Annotated in this window: 17 protein-coding genes; 7 read left to right on the top strand and 10 right to left on the bottom strand. The window is 56.6% G+C overall.

Translation table 11 applies throughout. The annotated features are described in order from the left end of the window. Nucleotides 1–139 precede the first annotated feature (139 nt). Together glgA and treZ are read left to right on the top strand one after the other, a co-directional pair. Nucleotides 140–1,693: a glycogen synthase GlgA gene (gene glgA / locus MRBLRC7O_RS25350; RefSeq protein ID WP_020808130.1), complete on the top strand. Its 1,554-nt coding sequence runs from the start codon at nucleotides 140–142 to the stop codon at nucleotides 1,691–1,693. Beyond that, nucleotides 1,693–3,513, top strand: coding sequence for a malto-oligosyltrehalose trehalohydrolase (gene treZ / locus MRBLRC7O_RS25345; RefSeq protein WP_020808131.1), 1,821 nt, complete (start codon nucleotides 1,693–1,695; stop codon nucleotides 3,511–3,513). Before glgA ends, treZ begins: the two co-directional genes overlap by 1 nt. Here the strand turns inward: treZ and MRBLRC7O_RS25340 are convergent. Next, nucleotides 3,473–3,997 carry a sigma-70 family RNA polymerase sigma factor gene (locus tag MRBLRC7O_RS25340; protein ID WP_020808132.1) on the bottom strand — a complete coding sequence of 175 codons (525 nt, stop codon included), beginning with the start codon at nucleotides 3,995–3,997 and terminating at the stop codon, nucleotides 3,473–3,475. The genes treZ and MRBLRC7O_RS25340 overlap by 41 nt on opposite strands. A gap of 446 nt (nucleotides 3,998–4,443) precedes the next feature. Here MRBLRC7O_RS25340 and MRBLRC7O_RS25335 point away from each other — a divergent pair, with 446 nt between their 5' ends. Then, nucleotides 4,444–4,674 (top strand): hypothetical protein, encoded by a 231-nt coding sequence (locus MRBLRC7O_RS25335; protein WP_020808134.1) that lies wholly within the window; start codon nucleotides 4,444–4,446, stop codon nucleotides 4,672–4,674. A 21-nt stretch (nucleotides 4,675–4,695) separates the two neighbouring features. Here the strand turns inward: MRBLRC7O_RS25335 and MRBLRC7O_RS25330 are convergent, their stop codons facing one another. The 9 genes from MRBLRC7O_RS25330 to MRBLRC7O_RS25290 all read right to left on the bottom strand — a co-directional run bounded on the left by MRBLRC7O_RS25330 (nucleotide 4,696) and on the right by MRBLRC7O_RS25290 (nucleotide 11,421). Next, complete coding sequence (locus MRBLRC7O_RS25330; RefSeq protein ID WP_020808135.1) at nucleotides 4,696–4,893, bottom strand: hypothetical protein; 198 nt, start codon at nucleotides 4,891–4,893, stop codon at nucleotides 4,696–4,698. A gap of 32 nt (nucleotides 4,894–4,925) precedes the next feature. Then, the gene (locus MRBLRC7O_RS25325) at nucleotides 4,926–5,552 is read right to left on the bottom strand and encodes a cysteine hydrolase family protein (protein ID WP_020808136.1); all 627 of its coding nucleotides are present in this window, start codon (nucleotides 5,550–5,552) and stop codon (nucleotides 4,926–4,928) included. Nucleotides 5,553–5,561: 9 nt separating this feature from the next. Next, nucleotides 5,562–6,221 carry a DUF6766 family protein gene (locus MRBLRC7O_RS25320; RefSeq protein ID WP_020808137.1) on the bottom strand — a complete coding sequence of 220 codons (660 nt, stop codon included), beginning with the start codon at nucleotides 6,219–6,221 and terminating at the stop codon, nucleotides 5,562–5,564. Nucleotides 6,222–6,297: 76 nt separating this feature from the next. Continuing rightward, the gene (locus MRBLRC7O_RS25315; protein ID WP_020808138.1) at nucleotides 6,298–6,798 is read right to left on the bottom strand and encodes a YciE/YciF ferroxidase family protein; all 501 of its coding nucleotides are present in this window, start codon (nucleotides 6,796–6,798) and stop codon (nucleotides 6,298–6,300) included. A gap of 47 nt (nucleotides 6,799–6,845) precedes the next feature. Next, nucleotides 6,846–8,993 (bottom strand): catalase, encoded by a 2,148-nt coding sequence (katE, locus tag MRBLRC7O_RS25310; protein WP_031233230.1) that lies wholly within the window; start codon nucleotides 8,991–8,993, stop codon nucleotides 6,846–6,848. 67 nt (nucleotides 8,994–9,060) lie between these two features. Beyond that, nucleotides 9,061–9,669 carry a general stress protein gene (locus tag MRBLRC7O_RS25305; protein ID WP_020808140.1) on the bottom strand — a complete coding sequence of 203 codons (609 nt, stop codon included), beginning with the start codon at nucleotides 9,667–9,669 and terminating at the stop codon, nucleotides 9,061–9,063. A 26-nt stretch (nucleotides 9,670–9,695) separates the two neighbouring features. Then, nucleotides 9,696–10,013 (bottom strand): hypothetical protein, encoded by a 318-nt coding sequence (locus MRBLRC7O_RS25300; protein ID WP_020808141.1) that lies wholly within the window; start codon nucleotides 10,011–10,013, stop codon nucleotides 9,696–9,698. Nucleotides 10,014–10,293: 280 nt separating this feature from the next. Continuing rightward, nucleotides 10,294–10,911 carry a flavodoxin family protein gene (locus tag MRBLRC7O_RS25295; protein WP_020808142.1) on the bottom strand — a complete coding sequence of 206 codons (618 nt, stop codon included), beginning with the start codon at nucleotides 10,909–10,911 and terminating at the stop codon, nucleotides 10,294–10,296. 102 nt (nucleotides 10,912–11,013) lie between these two features. Continuing rightward, nucleotides 11,014–11,421: a low affinity iron permease family protein gene (locus MRBLRC7O_RS25290; RefSeq protein WP_080865402.1), complete on the bottom strand. Its 408-nt coding sequence runs from the start codon at nucleotides 11,419–11,421 to the stop codon at nucleotides 11,014–11,016. Nucleotides 11,422–12,210: 789 nt separating this feature from the next. Here MRBLRC7O_RS25290 and MRBLRC7O_RS25285 point away from each other — a divergent pair. The 4 genes from MRBLRC7O_RS25285 to MRBLRC7O_RS25270 are packed head-to-tail and all read left to right on the top strand — an operon-like array spanning nucleotide 12,211 to nucleotide 15,964. Continuing rightward, nucleotides 12,211–12,999, top strand: coding sequence for a GntR family transcriptional regulator (locus tag MRBLRC7O_RS25285; RefSeq protein WP_236760297.1), 789 nt, complete (start codon nucleotides 12,211–12,213; stop codon nucleotides 12,997–12,999). A gap of 30 nt (nucleotides 13,000–13,029) precedes the next feature. Continuing rightward, nucleotides 13,030–14,145 (top strand): ABC transporter ATP-binding protein, encoded by a 1,116-nt coding sequence (locus MRBLRC7O_RS25280; protein WP_020808146.1) that lies wholly within the window; start codon nucleotides 13,030–13,032, stop codon nucleotides 14,143–14,145. Next, on the top strand, nucleotides 14,142–15,071 hold the full coding sequence (locus tag MRBLRC7O_RS25275; RefSeq protein WP_060727473.1) for an ABC transporter permease: 930 nt from the start codon (nucleotides 14,142–14,144) through the stop codon (nucleotides 15,069–15,071). The genes MRBLRC7O_RS25280 and MRBLRC7O_RS25275 overlap by 4 nt, the downstream gene beginning before the upstream one ends. An 11-nt stretch (nucleotides 15,072–15,082) precedes the next feature. Then, nucleotides 15,083–15,964, top strand: a complete 882-nt coding sequence (locus MRBLRC7O_RS25270) for a carbohydrate ABC transporter permease (RefSeq protein WP_020808147.1) — start codon at nucleotides 15,083–15,085, stop codon at nucleotides 15,962–15,964. Nucleotides 15,965–15,978: the final 14 nt, after the last annotated feature.

The raw sequence follows: 15,978 nt of genomic DNA, 5'->3' as shown, positions 1-15,978 counted from the left end.
CATCAAGATAAACACGACGCATCAGGGCCACCACCAGGACAGGTAAGCGCCCGCCTGTTCCCGGCAGGTGGCTTGGTTGTTACCAACCTGTTTCCGGGCTCCCCACAGTCTGAAATCAATGCGTTCCCGGAGGCGCCAAATGCGGATTCTTGCCGTTACGGCCGAAATGTTTCCCTTCGTAAAAACCGGCGGATTGGCCGATGCCGCGGGCGCTCTGCCGGAGGCACTGGAACGACAGGGGGCGGATGTTCGGACATTACTACCCCTCTACCGCAGGCTCACGCCGCTTGTCCGCGGCCAGAAGCCGTGTCTGGTTGCCAATATTCTGGAGCAGCCGGTATCGCTTTATTCCGTTGTTTCCGATGGTCACAAGCTTCTGCTTCTTGAAGCGGCAAGCCTCTTCGACAGAGACGGACATCCCTATGGCGTAAAAGGTAAACCTTTTGCCGACAACGATCTACGCTTTGCGGTTCTGTCCAAGGTAGCGGCGGAAATAGCCCTCGGCGCCATTGACGGCTGGGAGCCGGATGTTGTCCATGTCCATGATTGGCACACGGCTTTGACCTGCGTTTATCTCGCCGATTCGACGCCGGCGGTAGCTTCCGTTCTAACCCTTCACAATCTCGCATTTCAGGGACAGTATCCGCTGGAGCGGGCGGGTATGCTTGGACTGCCCCCGCACCTCTGCACTGTCGATTGCCTTGAATATTACGGTGACATGTCATTTTTGAAGGGCGGCCTGACGACTGCATCGGCGGTAACGACAGTTAGTCCGACTTATGCAAGAGAAATCCTGACACCGGAAATGGGGATGGGAATGCATGGCGTGCTTGCCAAGCGGCGAGACGACCTGCGCGGCATCGTCAACGGTGTCGATCAGGACGTCTGGAATCCGGCGACAGATCCCTACATTCTCGCAAATTTTACGGCTGCCACGGCGACAAGACGGAGCCTCAACAAATATGCCTTGCTTCGGGCCCTTGGCCTAGCCCCGACCCAAGGCCCTGTGTTCGGCGTGGTTAGCCGTCTGACCTGGCAAAAGGGTATTGATCTCCTCCCTCAGGTCGTCTCCCTTATCATTGCACAAAAAGGGCGGCTGATCATTCACGGAGAGGGTGACACGGCACTGGAAGACAGCTTGCGTGCGCTGGCACAACGTTATCCGGAACTGGTCTGTGTCCATATCGGCTACGATGAGCGCCTGGCGCATATGATTCAGGCCGGCTCGGACTTCATCATCCAGCCTTCACGGTTCGAACCCTGCGGGCTGACACAGCTATATGCCCTGCGATACGGCGCGCTGCCCATCGTCAGCCGCACGGGTGGGCTGGCGGAAACCATCATCGATGCGAATGATGCAGCCATTGAAGCGGGAGTGGCAACGGGCTTTCAATTCGAGCCGGGAAATGAGGACGATCTGCGTGCCGCGCTTGATCGAGCCATTAACGCCTATAATGACCGGGAACTTTTCAGGCGACTTCAGACACAGGCCATGCAGGCCAATTTTTCGTGGGACAAGAGTGCTGCGCAATATATGGCGCTTTTCGAAAGCCTTGTTCGCGACAGCAAGCGTGGAACGGATGTCGTTGCTGACATCAGGCCGGAGACTTTTGCAAAGAGACGAGCCGACAGGCGACAGGCGACAGCAGGATCATCAACAGGTCTGGCCACTGACAATGGGAGGCTCTGGTGATGAAGGCAGTGAATCATCGCGAATGGGGCGCGCAGCGCAATCAATCCGGGGAAACGGATTTTACCATCTGGGCACCCGCACTAGCCGCCGTAAAACTGCGGCTTAACGATGCGGAATTCGACATGCACAGAACCGGTGACGGCTGGCACCACATCAAAAAAAACTCCCTTGTAGGCGATCACTATTGCTTCGTTCTGGCCGATGGAAACAGGGTTCCCGATCCAGCTTCCAATCAGCAGCACGAAGGCCCGCTTGGCCCATCCCTGATCGTCAACCATGACTTTGTCTGGAAAAACCAGGACTGGGAGGGTCGTCCCTGGCACGAAACGATCGTCTATGAGCTTCATGTCGGAACTTTTACACCCGAAGGCACCTTTGCGGCCGCTGCAGGTAAACTTGAATATCTCAACGACATCGGAATTACCGTGGTCGAACTTATGCCGCTCGCGACGTTTGCCGGAAATCGCGGGTGGGGTTATGACGGCGTCCTGCAGTTTTCCCCGCAACGGGACTACGGCTCTCCCGACGAGCTAAAGGCCTTCATCGATAAAGCCCATGGTCACGGAATCATGGTGCTGCTGGATGTCGTCTATAATCACTTCGGCCCCGCCGGAAACGCGCTTCAAGGGTATGTGCCCACATTTTTCAAAAAGGATGCGACGCCGTGGGGTCCCGCGCCGGATTTTAACCGATCCGAGGTCCGGTCATTCTTCATTCAAAACGCATTATACTGGCTTCAAACCTATCGTTTTGACGGATTGCGGATCGATGCTGCCGATCATCTCGCCGGCAGCGATGAGGACGTCGACTTCCTCATTGAGCTGGCGTTGGAAGTGAGACAAACTATAAAAGGCAGGAATGTCCATCTCGTTATAGAGGACGCGAGAAACGCAGCCTCGCCAATGACACCCGCCGCCGATGGCACGGTGCTGATTGATGCGGAGTGGAACGACGACTGGCACCACGTCATCCATGTTGCGACGACGAATGAAGACGGCGGCGTCTATGGTGACTTCGCGATACGGCCCCGTGACAAGCTTCGCCGATCGCTTGCGACCGGTTTTGTCTATCAGGGAGAACCACGCCCTTCACGGGATTTCGCGAGCAGTGGAGAGCCAAGCGGCCATCTGCCGCCGCAACGATTTGTGAATTTTCTCCATAACCATGATCAGGCCGGAAACCGGCTACGGGGTGAAAGGCTGCGTGCCCTTATTCCGCCGTCTCTCTTCATGACGCTCGAAACAATTCTCCTCCTTTCCCCGCAGACGCCATTAATCTTCATGGGCGATGACCACGGCTCGGCCAACCCTTTTTTCTTCTTCTCCGACCATCCGGATTACGATAAGGAACAGGAAATAAAAAACCGGCTTAAACAGGCGGAAATTTTTCAAGGAAACCTGCCGCCCGATGCCCGGCAGGTGGTTCGGGACCCTAACGATCCCTGCACGATGCAGCTTTCGACATTGAACTGGCAGGAGGCAGAAAACACAGACGGAAGACTGGCGAGGGCGAGGATGGCCGCGTTACTTTCAAAACGGCGCCATCACATCTGGCCTCTTCTTTGCTCACATTTCGAGAAAGGTGTTTTCCTTGAGTGTAGCCTTCAAGGCCTTGCAATCGACTGGTATTTCAAAACGGGACGGCTGCAAATGAGGGCAAACCTTTCGGCAGATACATGCGAGCTGCCGCCGGTAAAGGGAGAAATCTTTCATTTGCATGGCAGCATCGATGACATGCGGTACAAAGGTTATGGGGCGCAATTTGCGGTCGAACCCGCGCTCATTCGAGATTGCGCCGTAGCGATTCCCTTGCCCGGTTGACCCGGCTTTTGATGGTGCCTACCCGGCAACCGCAAATAGCCGCGGCATCGGAGTAACTCGTCCCTTCGGCCACAAGCAGCAGAGCTCTTTTTTGATCCCTGTCGAGATCGCGAATCGCCCGCATCACTTCCTGATGCTGCACACGCCATTCCTGGCTAGCAGGGGTAGACATGATTTGTTCGATACCGACAGGCAAACCGATGCATTCGCGTTTCGACACCTTGTAGCGGGTACAGAAAGTGTTGCGCAAAATGGTGAAAAGCCACGATTTTAACGCCGTGCCGGGAGTAAAACCGTGCAGAGCTCGAAGCCCCCGCAACATCGTCTCCTGAACAAGGTCATCGACATCTTCCTCATTTCTGACGAAGCGGCGGGCAAAAGCCGTCAAGGCCGGTGCAAGATCTGCAATACCGACGCGCAACGCCTCCAGCTGCGCGTCACTCAATTTGTCTCCGGAAACTCCACTCACAGCGTGCTTGGCCATTTTTCCATCCTTTCACGATGGGCAAATGTCTCGCGAGCCGCTTGGTTGCCGTACGCCAACGTACAATCGCAAAATCAGTAACTGTCCCGGCGTCGGGATCCGAACAGCTGAATCGCTCCCAGCCCCACAATTGATCAGGCGTTTTCCGGGCCGCCGGTTGGGTGCCTCCGCTGCCTCCGCTCGATCGTATGCTCCGCGTTTTTTCTCGTCTGTTCCCTGTCCTGGCGGCTTTCGTCGCCATCGCCGGAGCGGGCATCATCTGTACCGGGTTCTGGCTTGGTATCTTCGTCTGGTCGATTCATCGCTTTATCTCCGCTTGTGGATCCGGGAATGACGGATCTATCCCGGGGTCTAACTGCGGCATCTGAAGGCGGTTCCAGCCTGACAAAGGCTTTGAGGGAACAGTGACGCGGGAAAACGGTTAGTAAAGGACCAAGGAGGATACCATGAACAAGGACGAAAAGCTGAAGCAGATTCACAAGGACAGCGAACCGCAATTTGCGCGCGGCAAAAAAACCTCTGATAACAACGGCGTCGTGAGCGCAAAGCCGAGGGTAATCACAGGGTCTGACGACGCAACAGCCAACAAGCTGCCGCCCGGTGCCAAAAAGCCCGAAAAAGACTGGGATTTGAACTACGACGAGCGAGACATTAACGAGGGTGATTTCAGGGGTTAACCCCGGTCCCAAGTCCCTACCCTACTGCGCCAGGTCCTCGATCGTGAGTTCGATGGATTGAGATTCGGCGCCCTCTCGTGTCTTGACCGTCAGAACGCTGCCGGTGTTGAGGACACCCTCAAGTACCGTGCGCTCGCCCACAATGATTTTGATTACCTTCGGGGTCGCGGCTTCGATATTCAGGCTGTTGCTGGTTTGATGATCAACTGTTTCGGTCATCGCTCGATCTCCGGGTGGCGGGAACAGGTGGCCTAACTTCGCTCAGGCAGTCTTGTTCCTTTCTTCGATGGGAGCGCTGCAAGAAGCGTTGCCGTATCGCATACCTGCAATTGCGTTGAAAAACGATCCGAGAGCAGCTTCAAGGCTGCATCGTGTGTCGCATCCCGTCCGCTGCAAAGTGCATCCTCGACCAGAATGACGTAAAAACCCTGGTCTATCGCCCCAAGAACGGTAGCGAGAACACAGACATCTGTTTCCCCGCCGGTAATCACCAAGGTCGAAACCTGCTCCTGCCGCAGGATTTCGCCGAGGCCTCCATGTTGCCACGGCGAATAGACACTTTTGCGGAAGATGCGGGCGGGCGGGATGTAGCGCGATAACGAGGGGATAACCCCGATGAGTTCGGGAGCCAGCGCCTGCTGTGTCATCATCGGCCATTTTTCATAATAGGCTCGCCACGCACCGGGGGCCTCCTCTACAGACCTCGGCGGCACAAAACAGGTGAAGATGCATCGCTCGGGGTCGCCCTGAACCACAGCCTCTACCTCTTCACTGATGCGGTCCATCCATTCGACATGCCATGGCGTATCTTCAGCGAAGACACGCTGCATATCGACGCACAGGTGCCGCCAGTCTCCCTCCGCAGAAAACTCGATCATTCCTCCTCCCTATCCGCCGGTCTCACTGTGAGGCGCGGCAACGGGTTTCGATTCCGGTGATCCACGGAAGCGCAGGAAGATCGAAAGAACCACAAGAACGGCGGTCGAAAGAAACTCCGATTGCCAGTTCTGAAACGATTCAAACCAGAACTCTACACTTCCCAGATGCGCAAACAGCGTTGTCTCGGGATCGCCGTGCATGGCAGCCTCCAAAGCAGCCGCGTCGGCGCTGTATTTCAGATGCAAGACAAAACTGACAATAAAAAGGAAGAACAGGGCAAGCCCCAAGGAGTAGGAATAGATGGCGCGGATAAATCCCCCTGCTCTCACTGCCCGGGGTGTCTCGGGATCATCTGCTTTTTGCGCAGGGTCTTCATCCTGTGACGCTGGCTCGTCGGGGTCTTTGGATTCGGACGAGCCTCGTTGAAACAGAAAAGCGGTCAGCATGACATACGCCGACATCTGCAAAAATTCGCTCTCCCAGTTTTCGAACAGGGCGGAAAGAAAATGGCCGCTCTTTGCGTAAGAAAAAAGCGTGAGCGGCGTCGCCTGATGCTGCACAAGCTCCTCGTTGTAAACAGCCCAGCCGGTCGCGAGCATGCCACCAATCGTTAACAGGGAAGTCAGGACAAGGACAATCGTCAATCCATTGTCGCGTAACAGCCTCATGGTTCAGCCTCGCATGAAAGAGACAACGGCAAAACCGGACGTGCCGCCGGTTTAAGCGGCACGTCCGTGTGGCGGATCATGCCGCCTTGGATTTGGCCTTGATGTTGGCACGTGCCTGGGCAAGCGAGGAAAGAGCCGTATCCGTTGCGCTTTCTTCGCCCAGTGTCTGTTCGAACAGCTTGGCTGCTTCTTTCATGCCGAGTTCAACCGCCCAGGTTTTCAAAGTGCCGTAACGGGTGATCTCGTAGTGTTCCACCGCCTGGGCCGAAGAAATCAGCCCGGCATCGAGCGCTGGCGAGCCCTTGAATTCCTCCATGATCTCCTCCCCTTCCGCGATGATGCCCTGGATCGCCTCACAGGTCTTGCCTCGCGCCGGCTTTCCGAGCAGTTCAAAGACATTCTGTAAACGCTCCACATGGACCTCGGTCTCGTCCCTGTGTTTTTCAAATGCGGCCTTCAAATCCGCCGACTGTGCAGCGCGTGCCATCTTCGGGAGCGCCTTGAGAATCTGGCGCTCGGCGAAATAAATATCTTTTACCGTATCGAGGAAAAGGTCTTCCAATGTCTTCTCAGCCATTTTTAGTCTCCTGTTGCTTTGGTTGGTGAGTGGGAGTCAGGGTTTCTTCATTGCTTATTGACAGGAATAGAGGCCTTGCCGAGTTTGAGTGACGGCTCGCGCGCCCAGACCCGCAGCTTGCCGAGTTCGGACACGAAAGCCGCTAGCCCCCCTTCGCCCGGCAAGGGGAGCACCCCTTCATCCATGGCATCTGCAATTCCCGCTTTTTCCAGTAGCGGCAGCGCCGACTGGTCGTAACCGATGAATTTGCAGTGCTGGAACGCGTCTGCAACGAAATCCCGGGCGGTTGCCTCCTTGATCAGCTCATCGATGGCCGCTGCCGATGGCAGCAGCGCCACCGCATCGAAAAGCACCGAAGGGCCGCCATCAATCATGTGATGTGCCTCGATAAAGGTGCCGTCAGATGCAGTTACACCGCCAACCTTGGGCGCGATAAACTCGAAGACGGCTTTCTCGGCTGTTACCGCTTGGGTCAGCCCCTTTAGCAATTTAGCATCCACGCCATCGGCGATAAGAATGCCGAGCTTGCGACCTTCGAACCGTTTGGGACCCCGTTGAACGATGCTGAGCGCCGGCGACGGATCGAGATCCTGACGGGTGGGCATGGCCGCGTCTGCCGGTTTCGGCATGGTCGGAAAGCCGAGCTTCTGTGCCACGGTCGCGGCAAGCGTTTCGTCGATATTGAGAAGATGCGAAACCATCCTCTCACGAATGACCAACGTTTCCACCTTGCTGAGTTCGAAGGTGAGCGCCGATGCGATATGGCGTTGCTCGGCCGGCGTCTGACTGATGTAGAACTGGCGCGCCTGACTGTAGTGATCGGCGAAACTTTCCGGCCGCAACCTTGCCTTGGGGCCCTGCTCCTCAGCGGGGAAATGCTGGAAACCACGCATGCGCGATTCCCTTGGTCCCTCCCCGAAGGAGTTCGGTTGATAATTGGCGCGTCCTGCCGGATTGTGCATCGCCATATGGCCATCCTGCTGGAAATTTGCGAAAGGACACTTGGGCGCATTGACGGGCAGGTGCGTGAAGTTGGGCCCGCCGAGCCGCTTCAACTGTGTATCGAGATAGGAGAAATTCCTTCCCTGCAGCAGCGGATCATTGCTGAAATCTATGCCGGGCGGAACGTTCTGGGTCATGAACGCCACCTGCTCGGTTTCGGCAAAGAAGTTGTCCGGCATGCGGTCGAGGATGAGACGTCCGACCGGTTTCGGCGCAAGTATTTCCTCGGGGATGATCTTGGTGGGGTCGAGAACGTCGAAATCGAAGCTGTCGGCGAAATCCTGGTCAAAAAGCTGAACCTGCAGTTCCCACTCCGGAAAATTTCCTGACTGGATCGCGGTCCAGAGATCACGCCGGTGAAAATCGGGATCGGCGCCGTTGATCTTGACCGCCTCGTTCCACGCCACCGACTGCAACCCGAGCTTCGGCTTCCAGTGAAATTTCACGAAGGTCGATTGCTCCTTCGCATTTACGAAGCGGAAAGTGTGCACACCGAACCCTTCCATGAACCGGAAGGAACGTGGAAGGGTCCGGTCGGACATGATCCACATGACCATGTGCATGCTTTCGGGCGTGAGGCTAATGAAATCCCAGAAGGTATCATGCGCCGTTTGCGCCTGCGGAAAGGCGCGATCGGGTTCCTGTTTGGCAGCATGGACGAGATCCGGAAACTTGATCGCGTCCTGAATGAAGAATACCGGAATGTTGTTGCCGACGAGGTCCCAGTTTCCCTCCTTGGTGTAGAGCTTCACGGCAAAACCGCGCACATCCCGCGCGAGGTCGGCCGAGCCCTTGTTGCCGGCAACCGTCGAGAACCGCACAAAAGCGGGAGTCCTTTCACCCGCCCGCCGAAACAGATCAGCCTTGGTGTGAGCGGCAAGGGATTCATAGGTCTCGAAATAGCCATGCGCGCCATAACCGCGGGCGTGAACAACGCGTTCGGGAATCCTCTCATGGTCGAAGTGGAAGATTTTCTCGCGGAAATGAAAATCATCCACAACGAGCGGCCCGCGAGGACCAATCCGAAGCGAATTCTGGTCGTCCGCAACTGGCCCACCCTGGGCGGTCGTCAGCACGGGATCGTCGCCGGAGGCAGTCTGGTGCAGTTCCCCACCTGCCCCCCGAACAAGCTTCTGGTCGTGAATGGTGGCGGCGCCGGATGATGATGAGGTGGAATCTGGTTTTTGGGCCATGTTAGCTCCTGCAAGGCGTTGACCGGGGGCGATGGCGGACCACGCCCCTGGATGACGGGCGGTCTCGTCAAATTGCCGAGCGGCGATAGCGGCTACGCTCGTGCTCAACGTCTTCCGGCGCATAGGGCCTCGACATTTCATCGAAACCCGTCCAGCCCTGTTCACGATAGGCGGCACGGCGTTCTTCAGGATCGACCCAGCCTTGCCGCTTGAGCACGGCTTCGGCCTCCGGTACGAGATTGTCTTCCACGCGTGCGGTTACGAGCGTACCGCCCCGGCGCACCCCCTCCGCGTAGAAATTGGCGTCCTCTTCGGAAACACCCGAGCGGGTCATGGCTCCGATCAGCCCGCCAGCAGCGCCACCGGCGACGGCACCGCCCGCTGCTCCTACAGCGGTCGCGGCAAGCCAGCCCGCTGCTACCACCGGCCCAACTCCCGGGATAGCCATCAATCCAAGCCCCGTCAGCAGGCCGCCGGCACCACCGACAAGTGCGCCGATGCCCGCACCGGTGCCTGCGCCCTCCGCAGCGTTGGAATCGGAATCTTCTGCATGTCGTCTGTCGGCGTTGCTTGCCACGACGCTGATATCACTTGACGGTACGCCTGCTCTCTCCAGTTCGGAGACAGCGGCGCTTGCATCATCATAATCATCAAAAAGTCCAGTCAAGGTTCTCATGTCACTTCTCCCAAATCCCGCGCGCCTCACTTGGCGACGACGTTGCCCTGATAATCGAGCGCTATGGCCACGGTCTTGCCGCCCTTCATGCCCGATGCCATCCACACACCCTTGTCGTCTTTCGTCAGGTCCTTGACCTGCGTGTAACCGGCATCTTCCATTCTCTGTCTGGCCTGCGCTTCGGTGAAGCTGTTGGCACCCACCACCGGAGCCGTGGGATTATTGGCGTTTGGTGTGGCGACAGCCGGCGTATCGCCACCCGGGTTGGCGGTTGGAGCCTGCTGGGCGAAAGCCGACAGCGCACCGCCACCGACAAGCAACGCAACGAAAACAGTTTTCTTCATTTGGATTTTTCCTCCGCTATGATCATGGATTGCGAGCCTCCCTTTCGGGAGATTGCTCCGAGGGAAACTAGTCTCGGGCCGGCATGAACGTCCTTCGAACCAGCAGACGCGCAGAGAGTTCCGAAAATAATTATTGGCAGGGGAAATGTCGCCTTAGGTGACGACCGCCGTAGTGGTGACATCAGCCCGGGCACGGTACAAAAGGGTGACAGGCGCCTTTACACGCGGCCCCTTTGTGACCAGGAGCGAGGAAGAGCCGGCAGAGTGAGCCCAAACGCTCTCAGGACTCACCGCGCGGATATTGACTGTTCTTCAGAAGCCGAGCCAGATGTACTGTGTTGCGGACAAGCATGGTGACCATGGTTTTAACGGCGTCAGGCGTTTCATCGAGATCGACGAAATTCCTCGAACCCATTGCCTCCCCAACCCAGTAGGCAACTGCATTTGCGGGAACGGTAAAGCCGACATCGTTCAGGGCCTGGAAAAGTTCCGCCGACACATGATGAGCGCCGTCCTCATTTCCCACAACCGCGACGGCCCCGACCTTTCCGTATGAAACCATACGTCCCTGTTCATCGGTTTCGTCCAGGAATGCATCCATGCGCTCTAATGTTCTTTTGCACACGCTCGAGGGCTGCCCGAGCCATATCGGTGTTCCAATCAGAAGAATATCGACAGCAAGGATCTTTTCGCGGATGGCCGGCCAGGCGTCACCCTCGCCCTCGTTGGACGTGACGCCAGCCTTGATGTCATGATCAACAAGCCGGACTATCTCGGTTTGCACATCATGATTGCCGAGTTCCTGAAGGATCAATGCCAGTATTTTTTCCGTCGACGATGGTTCCGCCGACGTTGAAGACTTGAGTGTCGCATTCAATGCCAGAGCCGTGAGAGACATGGCAGTTCCTTCTTTCAGCGAACTTTGACGCAGTTGGTTTTGGGTGACCTGTCCGGCGACAGCACACGGCCACCGCCGCCTCTATGAGAAAAAACGACTGACCTAACGCCGGGAAAGCAATCGCGTCATGGCGTGATGGGGAGAAGGCTTCTCGCCTTCAGGTCCGTTTTCCTTTTCCAGCCGAGCGCGAATATCCTCGATTTCTTCTTCTGTGAGATGCTCGATCCCGATAAAATCTGCGCGTGCCTGCTCTACGGCCCTCAGCAGTTCGTCCAGCTTTGCTTCCATCGCTGCAGAATCCCGGTTCTGCGAGTTCTGCACGAGGAAAATCATGAGAAATGTCACGATCGTCGTGCCCGTGTTGATGACCAGTTGCCAGACTTCCGAAAATTCGAACAGCGGCCCGCTTGCCGCCCAGACGATAATTGTGCCGAGCGCGACGACAAACGCAGTGGACGAACCGGAAAACGACGCTGTGCGGCTCGCAAAATTTGTGAAGAACTTGTTCATAGCGCGCTGACCTCGCCGCTGACACCGGGGACGACGCAAAACGCACCTGTCTTTCCGCCAAAAAATGACCGGTTCCGCATTATGCGCCGTGTTTTAGTTCCACTAACAAAGGAAGCACACGAAGGTTCCGCGGTTAGCGGCAGGCGAAAGTAAGCAGTTTCCAACTTCATTTATGTTTTGAGGACAAAGCTAAATCAACGGCTGAGAGTTGTCGGTGTTTCTGGGGCAATCGAAAGCGGGAGAAGTGAACGCAAGTGCCTGCAACAGAGGTATAACCAAAATACACGGCCAGTCTGCTTTGAGCAGGACATGTGGTGGTTTTCTAAGCGGGATGGAACCTCGAGCCGGCTTTTTGCCCGCATCTTTGATGTTGATCTCCTTGCCTGGCTTGTGACGCTCTTCTGGCTGAGGTTTGAAAACTGGACCTGAGCATTGTTGGGGGGCTGGAAAGACCTCCGTAACATCGACGGGAAAGTAAAGTCCCATCACCGGGGACCCTTTCGTTTGCTCGCGACTGATGCGCAACGGGTGTGACATTTCGGTTTAATCCGCCGCGCCATATCGTCGACTTGCCCCGAAACTGAGCATGAATATCGAGCTCGCTGGGTCATTCGTCGCCATTTCGCAAGCTTCACGAAGTCTGTGCTGTCCGTGCACTCTGCTCCTCAAACTGATTACCCACGCCCCTGGTATCACCCGCTCGATATTTGCTCTGGACGGATCGCTTGACACGGCCCGGCAATGCCGATATGTCAGAAACTAAGCTGATATCTCAGTTATGGATTTGATATGTCTGAAACGTACGAGTTTCCATCCCTGCCCTTGGTCGAGCTCGTCACGCCCGGCGAGCTGCCGGAGGGCGGCAACATGACCAACCGGATCCATGCGCTGCTCCGCAAGCTGATCGTGGAAGTCAAGCTGCTTCCAGGACGCGCACTGTCAGAAAAAGAGATCGCCGCCCTCTTGAATGTAAGCAAAACGCCGGTACGCGAAGCGATCATCCGTCTGTCTGAAGAGGGCTTCGTCACTGTTGTTCCGCAGGGTGGTACGTACATCTCGCCGATCGATGTGCAGCGGTATATGGAAGCCTGCTTTATACGGTTCAAACTGGAAGAGGGCGCGGTCATAGAGGCAGCCAAACGTCATTCGCTCGAAGACATTGCGCGCCTCAAGACCTGCCTTTCAAATCAGCGCATTGCTGCCAAAGACGAAGAATTCACAAACTTCTTCCTGCTTGACGAGGAATTCCACAAGAACATCTTTGCGGCCGCTCGTCTTCCGGGAGCGTGGAGTGTTGTCAACCAGGCCAAGGGCGAAATGGACCGCATGCGGCATCTGAAGCGCGTATTTGCAGTCAGACGCACAGAAAAGGTTATCGAGGAGCACGAGGCAATCGTGGATGGAATTGAGTCAGGCGATGTCGAAGCGGCACGCGAAGCCGTCCAGCGCCACCTCGGATCACTCGAAACCAAAATCGCGGAACTCTCCAGGAACCCGAAAATCTGGACCTTCATCGAGCAGGTCAACACGCGCGTCACGAGGAAGCGCGCTTCACGGGGGCCGAAGACGCCTGACTGAACATTCAAGGCTTTTGAGGAGGGGCCTTTCATGTCTGCAGTTCAAATCAACGACGTCGTCAAGCGCTATGGTGCCCTTGAAGTCGTCCATGGTATCAATCTTTCCATACAGCCGCAGGAATTCGTTGTCCTCGTTGGTCCTTCGGGATGCGGAAAGTCCACCACGCTGCGCATGCTCGCCGGGCTGGAGGATATTTCGGATGGCACGGTCTCGATGGACGGCCGCGTGGTCAACAAGATCGCCCCGAAAGACCGCGATGTCGCCATGGTATTCCAGAATTACGCGCTTTACCCGCATCTGAGCGTGGCGGAGAATATCGCGTTCGGCCTGCGCGTCAGGGGCGAGAAACGAGCCGTCATCGACAAGGCCGTTGCGGAAGCCGCGCAGATATTGGGGCTTACCGAATATCTGGCCCGCAAGCCGGCCGATCTTTCCGGTGGCCAGCGCCAGCGCGTCGCCATGGGCCGCGCCATCGTGCGTCAGCCGAAAATCTTCCTGTTCGATGAACCCCTCTCCAATCTAGACGCCAAGCTGCGTACCCATATGCGCGCCGAGATCAAGCTGCTGCACAAGCGAATGCAGGCTACCAGCATCTATGTCACCCACGACCAGGTGGAGGCGATGACGCTTGCCGACCGCATCGTCATCATGAATGGCGGCCATATCGAACAGGTCGGCTCGCCGATGGAGGTGTTTCTCGAACCGGCAAACACATTTGTCGCGAGCTTCATCGGCTCGCCGCCGATGAACCTTCTCGATGGAATGATCGAAAAGCACGATGGCACGGTGAAGGTCAGGCTGCCAGGCGGCTCAGGGCAGCGCTTCAGTATTCCCGATGCCTTTGCGAAGAATGCAACGGAAGGACAGACCGTCCAGCTCGGCCTGCGGCCGGAAATCATGTCGGTGGAAGCTGGCGAGGGTCGTGAGGTTCTCAATTGCAGCGTCGACCTCGTGGAGCCTCTCGGGGCTGAAGCGCTGCTGCATGGAACGGCGGATGGCCAGCCGTTTATCGCCAAGGCGGAAACCCTCTATGGCGATCGTGCGCTCGCTGGCGTCAGCCGGCTTTCCATTGATACAGCGCGCGTCCATGTCTTCGATGCCGCGACCGGCAGATCGCTCAAAGATCGAGATGGAGCGCGACCATGAAACAGGGATTTCAAGGGCGCCTTCACAATCTTCAGGAAGACATGCGCCGCGACTGGCAGCTCTATCTGCTGTTGGCGCCAATGCTCATCTGGTTCGCCGTTTTTCTCTATAAGCCCATGTACGGGCTGGTCATCGCGTTTCAGGACTTCTCGATCTTTCGCGGCATTGCAAAGAGCCCGTGGGTAGGTTTTGAAAACTTTGCGGAGCTCTTTCACAATGACATGTTCATCCGCGCCTTCTGGAACACCATCAAGATCAGTGGCCTTGGCCTGATCTTCGCCTTTCCCGTCCCCATCATACTGGCCCTGATGTTCAACGAGGTTCAAAGTGTCGTTGCCCGCCGCTGGGCGCAGACCGTTGTTTACCTGCCGCATTTCATTTCGGTTGTGATCGTCGCCGGCATCGTCATCAATTTCCTCTCGCCCTCGATCGGCATCGTCAATCTTCTGCTGAAAGGCCTTGGATTTGAACCGGTCTACTTCCTGACCCAGCCGGAATGGTTCCGTCCGATTTATATCGGCTCGTCGGTCTGGAAAGAGGCGGGCTTCGAATCCATCGTCTATCTCGCCGCCATCGCCGGCGTGAGCCCGACGCTCTATGAATCCGCACGGGTGGACGGGGCATCGCGCTGGCAGATGATGTGGCGGATTACCCTGCCCTGCATTCTGCCGACAATCGTGATTATGCTGATCATCCGCATCGGCAATCTGGTCGAGGTCGGGTTCGAATACATCATTCTGCTCTATCGCCCATCCACCTACGAGACAGCGGACGTCGTTTCCACCTTCATCTATCGCACCGGCCTGCAGGGCACCCAATACGATCTTGCAACGGCCGCCGGACTGTTCAACGCGGTCATCGCTTTTGTCCTCGTCTATTCGGCAAACCGCATCAGCCGAAAAGTCTCGTCGACGTCGCTGTGGTGAGGAGCTGAAACATGGCAAACTTTAATCTATATTCTCGCGGCGACCGGATTTTTGGCTGGGCAAATGCCATTCTTCTGGGCCTCTTTGTCCTGTCGACGCTTTATCCCTTCATCTATGTGCTGTCAGTCTCGCTGTCTTCAGGCGCCGCCGTTACGGCTGGCCGCGTCACCTTCTGGCCGGTCGATATCACGCTTGCCGCCTACGACAGGGTATTGTCCGACAGGATGTTCTGGGTCGCCTATGGCAACACCTTCATCTACACCTTCGGCGGCACGCTGATGAGCCTGCTGATAATGATCCCCGGGGCCTATGCCCTTTCGCGCAAGCGCCTGCGCGGCCGCACCTTCTTCAACATCGCCATTGCCTTCACCCTGTGGTTCAACGCCGGCATGATCCCCTTCTTTCTGAACATGCGCGATCTTGGACTTCTCGACAGCCGCTTCGGTATCATCCTCGGCTTTGCCGCAAACGCCTTCAATGTCATTCTGCTGCGCAATTTTTTCGAGGCCGTGCCGAAGTCCTTCGAAGAAGCCGCCAAAATGGATGGCGCCAGCGAATTGCAGCTGCTGTGGAAGGTGTTCATTCCACTTTCCAAACCGGCAATCGTTACCGTTGCACTGTTCTGCATCGTTTCGCGCTGGAACGGCTACTTCTGGGCAATGGTACTGCTGCGCGGCGAGGAAAAGATCCCGCTTCAGGTCTATCTGAAGCGCGTGATCGTCGATCTGAACTCGAACGACGAATTCGCCTCGAGCCTGCTCACCGCCCACTATTCGTTCGAGACGGTGACATCAGCGATCATGATCGCTTCCATCATTCCCGTCCTCATCATTTACCCCTACGCGCAGAAGTATTTCACCAAAGGAATTCTGCTGGGCGGAGTGAAAGAGTAGCAGCACAAGGGAGG

It is taken from the genome of Agrobacterium radiobacter (genome assembly GCF_040801995.1).
In the GTDB taxonomy this organism is placed as follows: domain Bacteria; phylum Pseudomonadota; class Alphaproteobacteria; order Rhizobiales; family Rhizobiaceae; genus Agrobacterium; species Agrobacterium radiobacter.
Note: the sequence above shows the minus strand (reverse complement) of the source record. Positions and strands in the feature narration are given on the sequence as shown.